This window comes from Falsiroseomonas bella, assembly GCF_003173615.1.
GTDB lineage: Bacteria > Pseudomonadota > Alphaproteobacteria > Acetobacterales > Acetobacteraceae > Falsiroseomonas > Falsiroseomonas bella.
Genome location: NZ_QGNA01000003.1, coordinates 869,620 through 887,741 on the forward strand (window position 1 = coordinate 869,620; position 18,122 = coordinate 887,741).

The window sequence follows — 18,122 nt, forward strand, 5'->3', positions numbered from 1 at the left end:
ATGACCATCCGTCGCCGCGGCCTGCTGGCCGGCACCGCCGCGCTGCCGCTGTTCTCGATCGAGAGCCGCGCGCAGACCGCGCTCAACATCACCATCGCCTCCAGCCACCCGGTCGCGAACTACTGGGTCGCCAACATGAAGAACGTGTTCCAGCCGGAGGTGGAGAAGCACCTGCGCGACAACGGCAACACGCACCGGATCAACTGGCGCGAGGCCTATGGCGGCACGCTCTATCGCTTCCAGGACACGATGGAGGCGGTGCGCGACAACATCACGGACATCGGCTATGTCGGCACGCTGTGGGAAGGCAGCACGATGCCGCTGCAGAACGTGACCTACTTCACGCCCTTCGCCACCGGCGACCACGGCGTCGTGGCCCGCGCCTTCGAGCAGATGAACGAGACGGTTCCGGCGATCCGCCAGAACTGGAACGGGCTGAACATGATCCCGCTCTCCTCCTTCATCACCGACACCTACCACATCTGGTCGAACTTCCCGATCCGCACGCTGGACGACCTGCGAAACCGCAAGCTCGCCGCGCCCGGCACGAGCGCGGGCTGGCTGCAGGGCACGGGCGCGACGCCGGTGGATGGCGCGCTGACGACGTACTACACGGACATCCAGACCGGCGTGATCGAGGGCGCGCTGTCCTTCTATGTCGGCATCCTGCCGACCCGCGTGTACGAGGTCGCGAAATACGTCACCGAATGCGACATCGGCGCGATGTATGTCGGCGGCATCGCCGCGAACCGCCAGCGGATGGAACGCTGGCCGGCGCCGGTCCGCAATGCGATGGTCGCGGCGGGCAAGATCTCCACCGAGAAGCACATCGAGGACGTCTCCGCCCGCATCGCCAATGCGAAGTCGGAGATGGCGCAGAAGGGCGCGATCATCACCACGCTGCCCGCGGCCGAGCGCGAGCGCTGGATCCGCGGCCTGCCGAACCTCGCGAAGACCTGGGCCGACAGCTCCGGCCCGGCCGCGCGCGACGTGCTGAACGCCTATTTCGCGGCGATCCGCGGCGCCGGGCAGACGCCCGGGCGCAACTGGGACCGCGAACTGACCTCCTGACGCGAGCGGCGCCGCCATGGCCGATGACATCGACATGGCGGCGCTCGACGCCGCCGCCCCGCAGGGTTTCGACCCGGTCCGCCTGCTTCTCGACGGTCTGGCGGCGATCGGCACGATCTGGACCTTCGGGCTGATGTGCCTGATCTGCGCCGACGTGATCGGGCGCAGCTTCCTCAACGCGCCGATCACCGGGGTCGCGGAGATCGCCGCCCATTCCGTCGTCGGCATCGTCTTCCTGCAGATCGGGGCGACGATCTATGGCCGCCGCATGACGCGCGCCGACTTCCTGATCGAGCGCCTGCACCGCTCCGTCCCCGGCCTCGCGCGGTTGATCGAGATCGTGTTCCTGCTGCTCGGCGCGGCCGTCATGGGCTTCATCGCGCAGGCTGCCTGGCCTGGGGTGTGGAATTCGCTCGGCGCGCGGGAGTTCTTCGGCGTGCAGGGCATCTTCACCGTCCCGACATGGCCGTTCCGCGCGCTGATCGTGCTCGGCGGCGTCGCCGGCGCGCTCGCCTATCTCGCGCTGTTCGTCGTCGAGGCGCGGCGTCTTCTCGGCGGCCGGAGCTGAGCCATGGACGACGTGAACATCGGCTTCGCGCTGATCGGCGCGATGGTCGCGCTGATCGTGCTGGGCCTGCCGATCGGCGTGTCGCTGATCTCGACCGGCGCGGTCGGCGTCTGGCTGATCCGCGACAATCCCGACCTCGCCTTCCGCTTCGCGGCCATGGCGACCTATTCCGGCATCCAGGACTACATCTTCGCGACCATCCCGCTGTTCGTTTTGATGGGGCTGCTGGTCAGCGTCTCCGACATCGGCAAGGACACCTTCGAGGTCGCGCAGGCGCTGCTGCGGCGCATACGCGGCGGGCTCGGCATGGCGACCGTCGGCGCCAACGCCGTCTTCGCGGCCGTCACCGGCGTTTCCATCGCCTCGGCGGCCGTCTTCACCAAGGTCGCGGTGCCCGAGATGGTGCGCCACGGCTACACGATGCGCTTCGCCGCCGGGACGGTGGCGGGGTCCTCCATCCTCGGCATGCTGATCCCGCCTTCCCTTCTCATGATCGTCTATGGCGTGCTGGCCGAGGTCTCGATCGGCAAGATGTTCGTCGCCGGCGTGATACCGGGCGTGATGATCGCGCTCGGCTTCGCCGTGCTGATCTGGGTCTATGCCGCCTTCTTCCCGTCGCGGATCATGACCCGCGCAACGCAGCCCGAGCTCAGCCAGCGCCCGATGGCGGGCGGCGAGATGGCGATGAAGTCCGTGCCGATCATGGCGCTGGTGGCGCTGATCCTGGGCGGGCTCTACACGGGCTTCTTCACGCCGACCGAGGCGGGTGCGGTCGGCGCGGCCGGGGCGCTGGTGCTTGCCGTGGTGCGCCGGCGCCTGGACGGGCCGCGGTTCTGGCGCGTGCTGAAGGAGACGGGGCTGGTCTCCGCCTCGATCCTGTTCCTGCTGATCGCGGCGGGGCTCTATTCGCGCATGCTGTCCATGGCGGGCGTGCCGCAGGCGATCGGCGAGATGGTGGAGCACCTGGGCCTCGGGCCCTACGGCTTCCTCGCCGTGTTCGTGATCATCATCCTGCTGATGGGGATGATCCTGGACAGCACCTCCATCCTGCTGATCATGGTGCCGATCGGCGCGCCCATCGCCGCGGCGATGGGCTTCGACCTGATCCACTTCGGCATCATCGTCATCATCGCGGTGGAGATGGGGCTGCTGACGCCGCCCTTCGGCATCTCGGTCTTCACGGTGAAGGCGACGCTGGCCGATCCGCGCGTCGGCATCGAGACGATCTTCGCGGGCGCGCTGCCCTATGTGGCGGTGATGGGGCTCGCGCTGGTGGCGATCGCGCTGGTGCCCGGGTTGGCGACGGTGCTGGTGAACTGAGCGGGGCGCCGGCGGGAAGCCGGCGCCCGCGGCTGCATCAATCCACGGTCGCGCCGGCGTCGCGCACCACCTCGGCCCAGCGCGCCACGTCCTGTTCCTGCACGGCGCGGAAGGCGGCGGGCGTGGTGACGGTCGGCGGGTCGATGCCCTGGTCCTGGATCAGCCAGGTGCGGAACTCGGGCGCGGAGATGATCTTCACGATCTCCTCGCTCAGGCGCTGCGTGATGGCGGGCGGCAGGTTGGCCGGGCCGAAGATGCCGTACCAGGTGGTGCTCTCGAAGCCGGGCAGGCCGCAGGCCTCGGCCACGGTCGGCACGTTCGGCAGCGCCGGGATGCGCTCGCGGGTGGTCACCGCATGGCCGCGCACCTGACCCTGGGTGATCATCGGGATCGCCGGGCCGGTCTGGTTGAAGAAGAGGTCGATCTGCCCGCCGAGCAGCGCGGTGACCACGCCGGCCTGGCCGACGAAGGGCACATGCACCATGTCGAGATTCGCCGCCTTGGCGAAGCGCACGGCGGCGAGGTGGGTGGAGGCGCCGTTGCCGGTGCTGCCGTAGTTCAGCGCGCCCGGCCGCGCGCGGGCGTCGTTGATGACGTCCATGCAGGTCCGGTACTGCGGGCGATGCTCGATCGAGGTGGTCAGGATGTTCGGCACGTCGCCGAGATGGGCGATGGCGGTGAAGTCGTTCAGCACGTTGAAGGGCAGCCGGCGATAGAGCGCCTGGTTGATCGCATGCGTGCCCGCGGTGCCGAACAGGATCGTGTAGCCGTCGGGCCGCGCCTTCGCGACGAAGTCGGAGGCGACGTTGCCGCCGGCGCCGGTGCGCGGATTGACCACGACCGCCTGGCCGAGCGCGCGGCCGAGCGGATCCGCCAGCTTGCGAGCATAGATGCCGACGCCGGAGCTGTTGGGGAAGCCGATCACCATCTCGATCGGGCGCGTCGGCCATTGCGGGGCCTGCGCGGCGGCGGGCGCCGCGCCGAGCAGCGCGGCGAACGGCAGGGCCAGGAGGCGGCGTGACAGTCTCATCTGCGGTCTTCTCCCGATGTTTGCCGGGCGACTTGAAGGCGTGCGGGCGGGCATGGCAACCCCCTTCGCCGCAATGGCGATCACCGGCTAGGCTTGGCGCATGACGCAGCAAGCCCCGGCACCGCGCATCGCGCGCGGCGGCAAATCCATCTATGGCGCGCCGCTCGGCATCCTGATGCTCGAGGCGCGCTTCCCGCGCATCCCGGGCGACATGGGGAATGCGGCGACCTGGCCCTTTCCCGTGCTGTTCCGCGTGGTGCGCGGCGCGAGCCCGGAGAAGGTGGTGCTGCAGGGTGCGCGCGGGCTGCTGCCGGATTTCGTCGCGGCGGCGCAGGATCTGGTGGATCTCGGCGCGGAGGCGATCACCACCAATTGCGGCTTCCTCTCGCTGTTCCAGGCGGAGCTGGCGGCGGCGGTGGCGGTGCCGGTCGCGACATCGTCCTTGATGCAGGTGCCCTGGGTGCAGGCGACGCTGCCGCCGGGGCGGCGCGTTGGCGTGATCACGGTCAGCCGCGGCAGCCTGACGCCGGCGCATCTGGATGCCGCCGGCGTGCCACGCGACGTCCCGGTGGAGGGCACGGAGGATGGCCGCGAATTCTTCCGCGTGCTGATCCGCGGCGAGAAGCAGGACATGGATGTCGCGCTGGCAGAGCAGGACATCCTGGAGGCCGGGCGGCGGCTGGTCTCGCGCCACCCGGAGGTCGGCGCGATCGTGCTGGAATGCACGAACATGCCGCCCTACGCCGCGGCGCTGCAGGCTGCGCTGGGGCTGCCGGTGTACGACATCTACACGCTGGTGAGCTGGTTCCACGGCGGGCTGCGGCCGCGCGCGTTCTGACGCGAGGCGTCACCGCGGGCGGGCCGCGTCAGCGCCCCTCCCGCGCCGCCTTGTCCAGCACCGCCTCGATGGCGTCGCGCAGGGCGTGGAGTTCGCCGCTGGCACGGGTGCGCTCCGCGGCGATCGCGACGACGGCGGCGACCGCTGGGATCAGGGAGGGGACCACGCGCGGCTTGCTGCCGCCCGGCGGGTCCAGCGCGTCGCCCAGTCCGGGCGGTCGGAGCGGCGTGGACCAGGGCACCGGGTAGGGCAGCGGTGACGGCATCGGGACTCTCCTTCGCGCGGGGAGGCGCCCAGCCTTCGTCACATTGCGGGAGTGAAGAAAGGGTAAACGGAATCGCCCGATCGGGCGGCGCGGCACCGAAAGTGGTTAACGCCCTCGGGCAGAAAAAAGCCCCGGCCGCGCAGCGACCGGGGCCCTCAGTCTGGTTGCGGGGCTGCGGCCTACTTGATGCTGACCGCCTGCCGCCCGCGCTGTCCGTCACGCACGTCGAGCGCGACCTTCTCGCCCTGCTGCACGTCCTGCTTGCCGGCGCGCTGCAGCACGGAGGAATGCAGGAACACGTCCTGGCCGCCATCGTCGGGCGTGACGAAGCCGAAGCCACGGACTTGGTCGAACCACTTCACCGTGCCGCTGATGGCATAGGTGGGGCCGCCCTCGTCGCGGGCGAAGTCGCGCCGGGGCGGACGGTCACCGAAGCCGCCGCCACCGCCGCCGCCGAAGCCGCCGCCGCGCGGGCCGCCGAAGCCGCCGCCACCGCCGCCGCCGAAGCCGCCGCCGCGCGGGCCGCCGAAGCCACCGCCGCCGCCGCCGAAGTCACGCCGCGGGGGGCGATCGCCGAAGCCGCCGCCGCCACCGAAGTCGCGCCGCGGGGGGCGGTCGCCGAAGCCGCCGCCGCCACCGAAGTCGCGCCGGGGAGGACGGTCGCCAAAGCCGCCGCGCGGGCGATCGCCGCCGCCGGGGCCCTTGGTGAGGCTGTGGATCCGCGTGACCAGGCGACGGCCCTGACGGTCCTCGCCGATCTCGCAGTTCAGCTTGTCGCCGGTGTCCGGCGGCTCGATGCCGGCTTCCGTCAGTGCGGAAGCGTGGAAGAAGACGTCCTGCCCGTCCGGTCCGAGGACGAAGCCGAACCCCTTTCGAGCATTGTACCACTTAACCTCGGCCTCGATCGGGCCGCCATCACCCTGTTCGCTATCGGGAAGCACGACTGTTATCAATCCGTTACGAAGGACACGACCCGACACGATGCAGGGCCGCCACTCCGCAACATGGCATTGGGCCGTCCCGAAAGCCAGCACAAATGCGATGTCAACGAAAACGCGATGGATCGAAGGGCGCGACCGGTATCTCGGGCGGCGATCCGGCCAGCATCGCAACAAGGATACGCGCGCTGCGCGGCCCCGCCACCAGCCCGACATGGCCATGCCCGAAGCCCAGCAGAACGTCCGGCGTGGCGGCGGCGGGGCCGAGGCAGGGCAGGCCGTCCGGCATGGAAGGCCGGTGGCCCATCCAGAATTTCACCCGCTCCGCCGGCAGGTCGCGCGGCAGGTTGGGGAAGCTGCGCAGCAGGTGGTCGCGCAGGATCTCCGCCCGCTTCCAGTTGGGCGCGGCCTCGAGCCCCGCGATCTCCACCTGGCCGGCGCAGCGCAGGCCGCGATCGGTCCAGGTGACCGACATCTTGCCGTCATAGGGCATCAGCGGCGTGCGCGGGCCGGTCTCGCTGTCCAGCACCATGGCGTGGTAGCCGCGCTCGGTCTCCAGCGGCACGTCGGAGCCGGCGGCGGCGGCGAGTTTTCTCGAGTAAGCTCCGGCGCAGATCACGGCGCGGTCCGCCTGGACCTCGCCGCGCTCGGTCACCACGGCGCGCAGCCGCCCGCCCTCGATGCGGAAGCCGGTGGCGCGGTCGCGGCGAAGATCGGCACCCTCGGCGCGGGCCTGGGCGACCAGGGCGGCCACATAGGCGCCGGGATCGCGGCAATGGCCGCCTTCCTCGACCAGCGCGCCGAAGCCGTAGCGGCGGTCGAGCTCTGGCTCGCGCTGGCGCATCTCATCCGGGCCAAGCTCGAGCCACTCGATGCCGACCTGGCGGCGGACGCGCCAGGCCATCGCCTCGCTCTCGAACTCTTCCCGAGTCCTGTAGATATACATCAGGCCGCGCTGCTCGATCAGCCGCGCGACGCCGGCGCGCTCGGCAAGTTGCTTGTGCAGGGCGGGCGCGCCCTGCAGCAGCGGGCGCAGCGCGCGGGCGGCGGCGAGCACCTTCTCCTCGGTCCAGCCGGCGAGGAGGTACTTCACCAGCCAGGGCGCGACGCGCGGGAAGTAGGACCAGCGGATGGCGAGCGGACCCAGCGGGTCCATCAGGAATTTCGGAACCTTCTTCCAGAGGCCCGGAACCGAAGGCGGGATGACGGACATCGGGCTCAGCCAGCAGCCATTGCCGTAGCTGGCGGCCTGCTCCCCGCCCGGATCGCCGGGCTCGATCAGGGTCACGCGGAAGCCGGCGGAGAGCGCCTCCAGCGCCGTCGCGGCGCCGACGATGCCGGCGCCGATGATCGCGACATGCTGCGTCATGCCGGCTTGTCCTGCATCGCGCGGCCCGGATCCTGGCCGGCAAGCAGCGAGACATGCGCCGAGACGACGCGCCAGCCTTCCGGCATCCGCGCCATGATCTTGGTCTCGCGGCCGATGAGGCCGGTGCCGACGCGCTCGTATTCCAGATGGGTCGCGGCGAAGTCGCGGCCGAAGGCGACGATGTGGACCTTGCGCTGGATGCGCTGCGCATAGGCCTTTACGCTGGCGCGGAAGGCGCGGATGGCGTCGTGGCCGTAGAGGATCTCGGTGATGCCGAAGCGGACGGTGCGCGGGTCGGCCCAGAAGATCGCGTCAAGCTCCTCGGTGCGGTTGGCCATCAGCGCCGCCTCGTAGCGGTCGAAGACGGCGCGGACCTCCGCCAGCACCGCCGGATCGTCGAGTTGCACGCGCGGCCCCCCTGCCCTGCACCGGCGCCGAGACTGCCGCGCCGGTCGCGCGCTGCAAAGACAGCGGGGCGCGGCCGGGTCATGCGCGCGCCGCAACGGCTTCATGATTCGCGCACAATCGCGGCGCAGCCTAAGCTGAGATTCTGCCCAGCGGCCGCGCCGCCTTCCGGGAGAGACGCCATGCCGGTCGCCGCGCCGCCGCAGACCCGCCCCGCCCGCCGAGTCCCGGCGCTGCCGCGCGTCCTCGCGCTGCTGCTCGCGCTGCTGGCGCCGGCCTGCGCGGTGCCGGACGGCGTCCGGCCGGAGCTGGTCGGGCCCGGCGTCGTCGCGGCGCCGCCCGCGTCCGATGCGCCGGTCGCGGCGGCGCCCTCCCCCTTCGGCAAGCCCACGGCCGGGCTGCGCCACGCGGCCGACATCCCCGGCCCCGCCTGCGTCGCCGAGCATCGCCAGATGATCGAGGAGGCGCGGACCGTGGCGCTGGAGCGCATCACGGTCGGCATCCGCGTGGTGGAGACACAGCCGGACAGCGAGGCCGTGCTGCGCTGGTTCGGCTTCGCCCCGCGCGAGGAGGTGGCGGCGCGGCTGCGGCAGACGGCGGAGTGGCTCGGCCAGCCGGATCGGTTCAAGGTGCTGTGCAACGATCCGCCGTCCTGCCGCGGGGTGCGGATGGCCTATGCGGCGCCGGCGCGGCGCATCGTCGGTCTGTGCCCCAGCTTCTTCCGCGCGCGGATGGACGGCTTCGACAACCGCTTCGGCATCCTGGTGCACGAGGCCTCGCATCTCGCGGCGGGCACGCAGGATTTCGTCTACGGGCCACGCTCGGCGCTGATCCTGGCCAAGCAGGACCCCGCGCGCGCGGCGCTTAATGCCGACAACTACGAGTATTTCGTGGAGACGCTGGCGCGGTTCGCGCCAGGGTCGTAGCGGCGAGGTCGTAACCGGCGCGGAATTTTGAAGCGCGAGGGCGTCATCCTGCTTCACGGCGGCGTGAGGTCTACTTTATACAATCTCTTGTGAGCGCCGGATCGGGGGGACCGGCCAGGCGCCGCGTCACGCCAGCGCCCAGGAGCAGACCGCATGCTCGACGCCGCCCTCGCCCAGCCCGAAAGCCGCGCGCAGCTTGCGCCGCATCACGGCTTCCTCTTCGCCACGGGGATCGAGAACAGCGCCCCCACCATCGAGCGCGGGCGCATCCGCCGCGACCAGATGGCCGAATGCGGGCACTACGGCCGCTGGCGCGAGGATTTCGCGCTGGTGAAGGAGATCGGCTGCGACGCGCTGCGCTACGGGCCGCAGCTGCATGCGACGCTGCGCGGCCCGGGCCGCCACGACTGGGCCTTCGCCGACGAGACCTTCGCCGAGCTGCGTCGCCTCGGCATCCGGCCGATCGTGGATCTCTGCCATTTCGGCGTGCCGGACTGGATCGGCGACTTCCAGAACCCCGACTTCCCCGACCTCTTCGCCGAGTATGCCCAGGCCTTCGCGCGGCGCTTTCCCTGGGTGCAGCTCTACACGCCGGTGAACGAGATGTTCATCACGGCCGTCTTCAGCGCGAAATACGGCTGGTGGAACGAGCAGCGGCATGACGACCGCAGCTATGTGCAGGCGATCCGCAACATCGTGCTCGCGAATCTCAAGGGGATGCGCGCGATCCTGGGCGTGCGGCCGGATGCGATCTTCATCCAGTCGGAGAGCACGGAGGCCTTCCACGCCGAATGCCCCGCCGCCCTGCCGCATGCCGAGTTCCGCAACGCGGAGCGCTTCCTGACGCTGGATCTCAACTACGGGCGGCGCGTGGACAGCCTGATGTACGAGTTCCTGATGGACAACGGCATGACGCGCGCCGACTACCATTTCTGCCTGCGCGAGGCCCCTGCCCTGAAGCGCCACTGCATCATGGGCAATGACTGGTACCAGACGAACGAGCACCTGCTGAACGCGGAGGGCCATGGCCGCTGGGCCGGCGAGGTGTTCGGCTACGACACCGTCACCCGCGACTACCACGCGCGCTACGGCCTGCCGGTGATGCACACGGAGACGAACCTGGATGAAGGACCGCGCGGCGACGAGGCGGAGCACTGGCTGTGGAAGCAGTGGTCCGGCATCCTGCGCCTGCGCCGGGACGGCGTGCCGGTGCTGGGCTTCACCTGGTATTCGCTGACGGACCAGGTGGACTGGAACCATGCGCTGCGCGAGCAGCGGGGCGACGTGAACCCGCGCGGCCTGTTCGACCTGGACCGCCGGCCGCGCCGCGTGGGGCTGGCCTACAAGCGCCTGATCGAGGCCTGGCGCAGCGTGCTGCCGACCCAGTCCTGGTGCCTGCAGGTGCCGCTCTCGGGCTGACGGCCGGGCAGGCGGGGCCGCGCGGCCGCGCTGGATCGGGTCGGCGGGACGCGCGATGTTCCGCCCGGCGGCGGCGGCCGCGCGGGCAGCAGCGGAGAGGCCCGATGCCCTATCCGGAGAACGAGGACCTGCCGCCCGGCGTGCGGCATGCCTTGCCCGACCATGCCCAGGACATCTACCGCGCCGCCTTCAACGCGGCGTGGCAGTCCGGTCGCTACGGGCAGGACGAGGCGGTGCTGCATCGGATCGCCTGGGCCGCGGTGAAGCGACGCTATCGGAAGCTGGGCGAAAGCTGGGTGCCGCGGAGTTGAACCCGCCGACCGGCCGGCGTTGATCTGCCGCAAGGGCAGCAGGTCAGCGCCTTCCTAGGTTCCTTCCTCCACGACAGAACCGGAAGGAAGGATCGGGCAGATGAACAGACGGGCTCTTCTGATCGCGGCGGCAGCCATCGCGCCCGGTGCGGTCCTGGCGCAGACCTCCCGCACCACCCAGGCCAACCGCGCCCTGTTCGGCCAGGACTTCGACAGCCTTCCCGCGCAGGAGCGCGAGCGCGTGCGGAACGCGTTCCGACGCGGATCGCCAGACCTCGACGATGCCGGGCTGCGCCAGCGCTGGGATGCGATGACGCCGGGCCAACGCGAGGAAGCGCTCAGGACGCGGGACCGGGACCGCGACCGGAGCCGCGACCGCGACCGCGACCAGGCGCGTGACGGGACCGGCGACCGGGACCGCGACAGGGACCGGGACCGCGACCGCGATCGCGACAGGGACCGCCTCGGGTCGGCGCCCGCCGCCACAGCGCCAGCCAGCCCGGGCGGCGGTAGCCCTGGCGGCGGCCCCGGGGGTGGCGGAGGTGGAGGCGGAGGCGGAGGCGGCGGAGGCCGCTGAGCCCCCCTCCCCAGCCGCGGCAAGCGAGTCCATCCTGCTTGCCGCAGTCTGGCAAAGGGGGGTGCCCATGGCTCATCCGGTGATCGAAGGCGTGAAGGCGTTCCAGCCGGATCTCGCCGCCATCCGGCAGGACATCCACGCCCATCCCGAGCTCGGCATGGAAGAGACGCGGACCGCGGCCCTGGTCGCGCGCGAACTCCGGGCGCTGGGCATCGAGGTGACGGAGGGCGTCGGGCGCTTCGGCGTGGTCGGCACGATCCGCGGCAACCGGCCGGGCAACCGCTCCGTCGGGCTGCGCGCCGACATGGACGCGCTGCAGATCCCGGAAGCGACCGGCGCGCCCTATGCCTCGAAGCATCCGGGGATCATGCATGCCTGCGGGCATGACGGGCACACCACCATGCTGCTCGGCGCCGCGCGCTGGCTGGCGCAGCACCGCGACTTCGGCGGCACGGTGCACCTGATCTTCCAGCCGGCCGAGGAAGGCCGCGGCGGCGCCAAGGCGATGCTCGACGACGGGCTGTTCGAGCGCTTCCCCTGCGACGCCGTCTATGGCCTGCACAACAAGCCGACCATCCCGGCCGGGCGCTTCGCCATCCGCCCCGGCCCGGCGCTGGCCGCGGCGGACCGCTTCAAGGTGGTGTTCCGAGGCACCGGCGGGCATGGCGGCTCCACGCCGCATCTCGCGACCGACATCACGGTGGTGCAGGCGCATTTCGTGCTCGGCCTGCAGACCATCGTCGGGCGCAACGTGGCGGCGACGGATGCGGCGGTGCTGAGCGTCGGCTCGATCCAGGGCGGCTCGCCGATCTCGCCCAACGTCATGCCGGCGGAGCTGACCATCACCGGCACCTCGCGCAGCTACACCGCCGCGGTGCGCGACCTGCTGGAGCGGCGCATCGGCGAGCTGGCGCATGGGCTGGCCGCGCTGCACGGCGCGACGGCGGAGGTGGAATACCACCGCGGCGTGCCGGCCACGGTGAACCACCCCGAGCAGACCGAGACCGCGCGCAGCGCCGCACGGACCCTGGTGGGCGAGGCCGAGGTGATCGAGCACGCGCCCGTGACCGGTGGCGAGGATTTCTCCCTGATGCTGGAGCAGCGGCCCGGGGCCTTCATGTTCATCGGCGGCGGCAAGGGGCCGGATGGCACCTCGCCCAACCTCCACACGCCGCATTTCGACTTCAACGACGAGATCATTCCTCTCGGCGTTGCCTATTGGGTCGGCGTCGTGGACCAGGAACTGGGCACAACGGCAGGATGACTCGCCGGCCCGGCGAAAAGCCGATAGGAATTCCGGTGCGCTGCGCGGCCGGCTTGGGTTAGCGTGGAACAAGCTGCGGAGCGCGCCGGAACACCGGCGGCTCCGGAACGACAGGGACTGGGAGAGCAAGAATGACGGAAGACGACCTGCGCCAGATGATCGGGCGGGTGAAGCGCGGCTCGCTCTCGCGCCGCGGCTTCGTGAAGCGCCTCGCGGCCTTCGGCCTCACCGCGCCGATGGCGACGCAGCTTCTCGCGCTGCACGGCATCAATGCGGCATCGGCGCAGAGCGTGCCGGCCTACAAGCCGACGCGGCGTGGCGGCGGCGGGCCGCTGAAGATCCTCTACTGGCAGGCCTCCACGTTGCTGAACCCGCATTTCGCGGTCGGCACCACCAACCAAGAAGCCAGCCGCGTCTTCTACGAGCCGCTGGCCGGCTGGGCCGCGGATGGCACGCTGCATCCGGTGCTGGCCGCCGAGATCCCCTCGATCGAGAACAAGGGCCTGTCGGAGGACGGGCGCACCGTCACCTGGAAGCTCAAGCGCGGCGTGAAGTGGCATGACGGCCAGGACTTCACCGCCGACGACGTGGTGTTCAACTGGGAATACGCGAAGAACCCGGCCGTCGCCGGCGTGTCCTCCGGCAGCTACACCGACATCAACGTGGTCAAGGTGGACGACCACACGGTGCGCGTGGAGTTCCAGAAGCCGACGCCCTTCTGGGCGGACGCCTTCGTCGCCTCCCGCGGGATGCTGATCCCGAAGCACCTCTACAAGGACTACAACGGCACAAACGCCCGCGACGCGCCCGCCAACCTGCGCCCTGTCGGCACCGGTCCCTACAAGTTCGTCAGCTTCGCGCCAGGCGACAATTTGCGCGGCGAGCTGAACCCGAACTACCACATGAACAACCGGCCCTACTTCGACACGATCGAGGTGAAGGGCGGCGGCGATGCGGTTTCCGCCGCGCGGGCGGTGCTGCAGACCGGCGACTTCGACTATGCCTGGAACCTGCAGGTCGAGGACGAGATCCTGAAGCGGCTGGAAGCGGCCAACCGCGGCAAGGTCAACATCGTCGAGGGCGGCAACATCGAGTTCGTGATGCTCAACGTCACCGACCCGCACCGCGAGGTTGACGGCGAGCGCGCCTCGATCAAGACCGAGCATCCCGCCTTCAAGGACCCGGCGGTGCGCGAGGCGCTGTCGCTGCTGCTCGACCGCGGCTCGATCGAGCGGTTCATCTACGGCCGCGGCGGCCCGGCGACCTCCAACTTCCTGAACAACCCGCCGCGCTTCGCCTCGCCCAACACGCGCTGGGAGTTCAACATCGAGAAGGCGAACCAGGTTCTGGACGCCGCCGGCTGGGCGCGCGGGCGGGACGGCATCCGCACCAAGGACGGCGTCCGGCTGCGCTTCATCTTCCAGACCTCGGTGAACGCGCCGCGTCAGCGGACCCAGGCGATCTACAAGCAGGCGGCGCAGCGCGCGGGCATCGACCTGGAGCTGAAGTCGGTGACCGCCTCGGTGTTCTTCTCGGCCGACGTGGCCAACCCGGACACCTACACGAAGTTCTTCGCCGACATGCAGATGTACACCACGACCATGACGCAGGCGGACCCGCAGCTGTTCATGAACCAGTACGTGTCGTGGGAGATCTCCTCCAAGGCGAACAACTGGCAGGGCCGCAACATCGTCCGCTGGCGGAACGAGGAATACGACCGGATCTTCCGCGAGGCGGAGGGCGAGCTCGATCCGGTGAAGCGGGCCGCGCTGTTCATCCGCATGAACGACCTGATCGTGGGCAGCAACCACGTGATCCCGCTGGTCAAGCGCCCGCTGGTCAGCGCCAGCCTGAACAACCTGAGCACCGTGCTGAGCGCCTGGGACAACACCCACTGGCTCATCAGCGACTGGTTCCGCGAGACCTGATCCACCCCGCGTGGCCCAGTATCTCGTCCGACGCCTGCTGATCGCGATCCCGAGCCTGCTCGGGATCAGCGTGATCCTCTTCACGGTCCTGGCGCTGGCGCCGGGCGACCCGTTCGAGGAACTGGCGACCAACCCGGCGATCCCGCCCGAGGTGCGCGCGAACCTGCGCGCCAGCCTCGGGCTGGATGACCCGGTCCACATCCGCTACTTCGCCTGGCTCACCTCCATGCTGCGGGGCGAGTGGGGCTTCTCCTTCGTCAGCCGCATCCCGGTGGACGACCTGATCCTGCAGCGCCTGCCGGTGACCATCGCGGTGATCGGCGCGTCCCAGCTGGTGGCGCTGGCGATCGCGCTGCCGGTCGGCGTCTATGCCGCGACACGGCCCTATTCGATCTTCGACCAGATCGCCAACACGCTGGCCTTCGTGGGATTCTCGCTGCCCACCTTCTTCACCGGGCTGCTGTTCATCCTGTTCTTCTCGATCTACCTGGACTGGCTGCCCTTCGTGTTCCGCACCGACATCGAGGCCACCGGCTGGAACTGGTGGTGGCAGCAGCTGCGCCAGTCCATCATGCCGATCATGGTGCTGGGCCTGTTCCAGGGCGCGGCCTGGACGCGCTTCGTCCGCTCCGCCGTGCTGGACGTGATCCGGCTGGACCATGTCACCACCGCGCGCGCCAAGGGCATCCCCGAACGCGCGGTGACGCTGCGCCACGTGGTGCGCAACGCGATGATCCCGGTGGTCACGCTGGTCGCGCTGCAGATGCCGGCGGTGTTCGGCGGCGCCATCGTGACGGAGCAGATCTTCCGCGTGCCGGGGATCGGCAGCCTGCTGATCAGCGCCATCCTGGCCAACGACACGCCGGTGATCATGGCGGTCACCTTCGTCATCGCCGCGCTCGTCGTCTTCTTCAACCTGCTCGCCGACGTGATCTATGGCTGGCTCGATCCCCGCATCAGCTATCGCTAGCCCCGCCGCCGCCGCGCGTCCGCGCATCGGCCCCTGGCGGGAGGCCTGGCGGCGCTTCCGCAAGCACCGGCTTGCGGTGGCCTCCGCCGTCGTGCTCGGCACGATCATCCTGGCCGTGCTGATCGGCCCGCTGTTCTGGTCGCTGCCGATCGACGAGATCGACTTCACCGCGCGGCTGGAGGGCCCGTCCCTCGCGCATCCGCTCGGCACCGACGACCTCGGGCAGGACCTGCTGGCGCGCATCCTCTATGGCGGGCGCATCTCGCTCGCCGTCGGCTTCGCGGCGATGTCCGTCGCGGTCAGCGTCGGCGTGCTGGTCGGCGCCATCGCGGGCATGGCGGGCGGGCGGCTCGACGCGGCGCTGATGTGGCTGACGGACCTGTTCCTCTCGCTGCCGCAGCTACCGCTGCTGCTGCTGATCATCTACCTGTTCCGCGATGCGCTCACCGGCGTGGTCGGGCAGGAGCTCGGCGTCTTCATCCTGATCGTGACAGTGATCGGCGCCTTCAACTGGATGCAGGTGGCGCGCCTGGTGCGCGCGCAGTTCTTCTCCCTGCGCGAGAAGGAATTCGTCGAGGCCGCGCGCGCCCTCGGCGCCTCCCGCGCGCGCCTGGTGTGGCGGCACATCCTGCCGAATGCGCTGGGGCCGGTGATCGTCGCGGCGACCATCGACGTGGCGGCCGCCATCATCGCCGAGAGCACCCTCTCCTTCCTCGGCCTCGGCTTCCCGCCGGACATCCCCACCTGGGGGCGCCTGCTGTTCGACGCCAAGGACAACCTGGACTTCGCGCCGCACTGGGCGCTGTTCCCCGGCCTCGCCATCTTCCTGACGGTGGTCAGCATCAACTTCGTCGGCGACGGCCTCCGCGACGCCCTCGACCCCAGGCGCGTGCAATGATTTTTTTGCCACGTTGGCGCCGCGACCGGCAGGCGGGACGCTCGTGATGGCTGGCCGCCTGCTGAACATCCAGGGCCTGAAGGTCCACTTCAAGACGGACGATGGCTGGGTGCATGCCGTGGATGGCGTGGACCTCAGCCTGGATGCGGGCGAGACACTCTCCGTCGTCGGCGAGTCGGGCTCGGGCAAGACCGTCACGGCCAAGACGATCCTGAAGCTGATCGACATGCCGCCCGGCAGGATCATGGACGGCAGCATCCTCTGGCAGGGCGAGGATCTGGTGCCGGCGCGGCCCGAGCGGATGCGCGACATCCGCTCGAAGGAGATCGGCTTCATCTTCCAGGAGCCGATGACCTCGCTGAACCCGGTCTATACCGTCGGCGAGCAGATCGCGGAGACGGTGCGCCAGCACCAGCGCATCTCGCGCAAGGCGGCGATGGAGCGCGCGGCGGAGATGCTCTCGCTCGTGCACATCCCGAACGCCTCGCGCCGCGTGCACGACTATCCGCACCAGTTCTCGGGCGGCATGCGCCAGCGCGTGATGATCGCCATGGCGCTGTCCTGCGACCCGAAGCTGATCATCGCGGACGAGCCCACCACCGCGCTCGACGTGACGATCCAGGCGCAGATCCTGGACCTGCTGAACGAGATGAAGGAGCGGCTCGGCATGGCCGTGCTGCTCATCACGCACGCGATGGGCGTGGTGGCGGAGACGGCGCAGCGGGTGATCGTGATGTATGCCGGCCAGGTGGTCGAGGAGGCGCCGGTGGAGGCGCTGTTCGACCGCCCGCTGCACCCCTACACCCAGGGGCTGATCCGCTCGATCCCGCGCCTCGACCTGGCCGCCACGGAGCATCGGCGGCTGGAAGCGATCCCGGGCACGGTGCCGAGCCTGCTCTCCCCGCCGCAGGGCTGCCGCTTCGCCGCGCGCTGCGGCTACGCCATCGAGGCCTGCCGCGCCGCCCCTCCGCCGCTGCGCGAGATCGCGCCGGGCCGGAAGGTGGCGTGCATCCGCGCGGAGGAGATCGCATGAACCGCCCTCTCCTGCGCGTCGACAACCTGGTGAAGCGCTTCCCGGTGAAGGGCGGCATCCTGCGCCGCACGGTCGCCGAGGTGCATGCCGTCTCCGGCGTCAGCTTCGACCTGGCGCCGGGCGAGACGCTCGGGCTCGTGGGTGAATCCGGCTGCGGCAAGTCAACCACAGGGCGGCTGATCCTGCGCCTCATCGAGCCGACGGAAGGCACGATCTGGTTCGAGGGGCAGGACATCACGCGCTTCGACCAGCAGCAGATGATCGCGCTCCGGCGCGACATGCAGATCATCTTCCAGGACCCCTACGCCTCGCTGAACCCGCGCATGACTGTGGGCGCGATCATCGCGGAGGCGCTGGTGATCCACGGCCTGGCGAAGACCGCACGGGAGCGCGAGGACCGCGTGGTGGAGCTGCTGGAGACGGTCGGGCTCAACGCCGACCACATGCGCCGCTTCCCGCACGAGTTCAGCGGCGGCCAGCGCCAGCGCATCGGCATCGCGCGCGCGCTGGCGGTCTCGCCCAAGCTGATCGTCTGCGACGAGCCGGTATCCGCGCTCGATGTCTCGATCCAGGCCCAGGTGGTGAACCTGCTGGAAGATCTGCAGGAAAAATTCGGGCTCACCTTCATCTTCATCGCCCACGACCTGTCGGTGGTGGAGCACATCAGCGACCGCGTCGCGGTGATGTATCTCGGGCGGATGGTGGAGATCGCCTCGGCGCGGGAGCTCTACACCACGCCGCTGCATCCCTACACGGAGGCGCTGCTCTCCGCCGTGCCGATCCCGGATCCGAAGCTGAAGCGCGCGCGCATCCGGCTGCAGGGCGACGTGCCGAACCCGCTGAACCCGCCCTCGGGCTGCCATTTCCACACGCGCTGCCCGATCGCCGATGCCGGCCTCTGCCGCACCGAGGCCCCGCCGCTGCGCGAGGCGCGACCGGGGCACTGGGTCTCCTGCCACAAGCGGGGCTGATGCCCCGCCTGCGGCGGCGCC

19 protein-coding genes are annotated in these 18,122 nt (G+C 70.3%); 14 read left to right on the plus strand and 5 right to left on the minus strand.

The genetic code is table 11. The features are described 5' to 3' along the window. From DFH01_RS16700 to DFH01_RS16710, 3 genes are read left to right on the plus strand one after another with little or no spacing between them, the layout of a single operon-like run. Window positions 1–1,071, plus strand: a complete 1,071-nt coding sequence (locus DFH01_RS16700) for a C4-dicarboxylate TRAP transporter substrate-binding protein (RefSeq protein WP_109871560.1) — start codon at window positions 1–3, stop codon at window positions 1,069–1,071. A gap of 16 nt (window positions 1,072–1,087) precedes the next feature. After that, on the plus strand, window positions 1,088–1,639 hold the full coding sequence (locus DFH01_RS16705; protein ID WP_109871561.1) for a TRAP transporter small permease subunit: 552 nt from the start codon (window positions 1,088–1,090) through the stop codon (window positions 1,637–1,639). Between the two features lie 3 nt (window positions 1,640–1,642). Further along, window positions 1,643–2,959 (plus strand): TRAP transporter large permease, encoded by a 1,317-nt coding sequence (locus DFH01_RS16710; RefSeq protein WP_109871562.1) that lies wholly within the window; start codon window positions 1,643–1,645, stop codon window positions 2,957–2,959. A 37-nt stretch (window positions 2,960–2,996) separates the two neighbouring features. On the opposite strand, the gene DFH01_RS16715 is transcribed toward DFH01_RS16710, so the two are convergent. Next, the gene (locus DFH01_RS16715; protein WP_109871563.1) at window positions 2,997–3,989 is read right to left on the minus strand and encodes a Bug family tripartite tricarboxylate transporter substrate binding protein; all 993 of its coding nucleotides are present in this window, start codon (window positions 3,987–3,989) and stop codon (window positions 2,997–2,999) included. Window positions 3,990–4,089: 100 nt separating this feature from the next. Here DFH01_RS16715 and DFH01_RS16720 point away from each other — a divergent pair, with 100 nt between their 5' ends. Continuing rightward, a complete protein-coding gene (locus tag DFH01_RS16720; RefSeq protein WP_109871564.1) occupies window positions 4,090–4,827 on the plus strand; it encodes an aspartate/glutamate racemase family protein in 738 nt (245 codons plus the stop codon). 28 nt (window positions 4,828–4,855) lie between these two features. Here DFH01_RS16720 and DFH01_RS16725 read toward each other — a convergent pair whose 3' ends face one another. From DFH01_RS16725 to hpxZ, 4 genes are all read right to left on the minus strand, one after another. Then, window positions 4,856–5,092, minus strand: coding sequence for a hypothetical protein (locus tag DFH01_RS16725; RefSeq protein ID WP_109871565.1), 237 nt, complete (start codon window positions 5,090–5,092; stop codon window positions 4,856–4,858). Between the two features lie 179 nt (window positions 5,093–5,271). After that, complete coding sequence (locus DFH01_RS16730; RefSeq protein ID WP_158287792.1) at window positions 5,272–6,033, minus strand: cold-shock protein; 762 nt, start codon at window positions 6,031–6,033, stop codon at window positions 5,272–5,274. Between the two features lie 103 nt (window positions 6,034–6,136). Then, a complete protein-coding gene (locus DFH01_RS16735) occupies window positions 6,137–7,399 on the minus strand; it encodes an NAD(P)/FAD-dependent oxidoreductase (RefSeq protein WP_109871567.1) in 1,263 nt (420 codons plus the stop codon). Then, window positions 7,396–7,806, minus strand: a complete 411-nt coding sequence (gene hpxZ / locus DFH01_RS16740; protein ID WP_109871568.1) for an oxalurate catabolism protein HpxZ — start codon at window positions 7,804–7,806, stop codon at window positions 7,396–7,398. The genes DFH01_RS16735 and hpxZ overlap by 4 nt, the downstream gene beginning before the upstream one ends. A gap of 180 nt (window positions 7,807–7,986) precedes the next feature. Between hpxZ and DFH01_RS16745 the strand changes: the two genes are divergently transcribed. The 10 genes from DFH01_RS16745 (at window position 7,987) to DFH01_RS16790 (ending at window position 18,101) form a co-directional block, all read left to right on the plus strand. After that, window positions 7,987–8,730, plus strand: a complete 744-nt coding sequence (locus DFH01_RS16745) for a M35 family metalloendopeptidase (RefSeq protein ID WP_109871569.1) — start codon at window positions 7,987–7,989, stop codon at window positions 8,728–8,730. A 153-nt stretch (window positions 8,731–8,883) separates the two neighbouring features. Next, window positions 8,884–10,149 carry a family 1 glycosylhydrolase gene (locus DFH01_RS16750; protein WP_109871570.1) on the plus strand — a complete coding sequence of 422 codons (1,266 nt, stop codon included), beginning with the start codon at window positions 8,884–8,886 and terminating at the stop codon, window positions 10,147–10,149. A gap of 104 nt (window positions 10,150–10,253) precedes the next feature. Beyond that, window positions 10,254–10,460 (plus strand): ChaB family protein, encoded by a 207-nt coding sequence (locus tag DFH01_RS16755; protein WP_109871571.1) that lies wholly within the window; start codon window positions 10,254–10,256, stop codon window positions 10,458–10,460. 100 nt (window positions 10,461–10,560) lie between these two features. Continuing rightward, window positions 10,561–11,037 (plus strand): hypothetical protein, encoded by a 477-nt coding sequence (locus DFH01_RS16760; RefSeq protein ID WP_109871572.1) that lies wholly within the window; start codon window positions 10,561–10,563, stop codon window positions 11,035–11,037. A 67-nt stretch (window positions 11,038–11,104) separates the two neighbouring features. Next, window positions 11,105–12,301 carry a M20 aminoacylase family protein gene (locus tag DFH01_RS16765; protein WP_109871676.1) on the plus strand — a complete coding sequence of 399 codons (1,197 nt, stop codon included), beginning with the start codon at window positions 11,105–11,107 and terminating at the stop codon, window positions 12,299–12,301. A gap of 131 nt (window positions 12,302–12,432) precedes the next feature. After that, a complete protein-coding gene (locus tag DFH01_RS16770; protein WP_109871573.1) occupies window positions 12,433–14,229 on the plus strand; it encodes a peptide ABC transporter substrate-binding protein in 1,797 nt (598 codons plus the stop codon). A gap of 10 nt (window positions 14,230–14,239) precedes the next feature. Continuing rightward, window positions 14,240–15,199, plus strand: a complete 960-nt coding sequence (locus DFH01_RS16775; RefSeq protein ID WP_109871574.1) for an ABC transporter permease — start codon at window positions 14,240–14,242, stop codon at window positions 15,197–15,199. Beyond that, complete coding sequence (locus DFH01_RS16780) at window positions 15,165–16,097, plus strand: ABC transporter permease (protein ID WP_109871575.1); 933 nt, start codon at window positions 15,165–15,167, stop codon at window positions 16,095–16,097. Before DFH01_RS16775 ends, DFH01_RS16780 begins: the two co-directional genes overlap by 35 nt. 46 nt (window positions 16,098–16,143) lie before the next feature. Continuing rightward, window positions 16,144–17,130: an ABC transporter ATP-binding protein gene (locus DFH01_RS16785; RefSeq protein WP_109871576.1), complete on the plus strand. Its 987-nt coding sequence runs from the start codon at window positions 16,144–16,146 to the stop codon at window positions 17,128–17,130. Then, window positions 17,127–18,101 carry an ABC transporter ATP-binding protein gene (locus DFH01_RS16790; protein WP_109871577.1) on the plus strand — a complete coding sequence of 325 codons (975 nt, stop codon included), beginning with the start codon at window positions 17,127–17,129 and terminating at the stop codon, window positions 18,099–18,101. Before DFH01_RS16785 ends, DFH01_RS16790 begins: the two co-directional genes overlap by 4 nt. Window positions 18,102–18,122 lie beyond the last annotated feature (21 nt).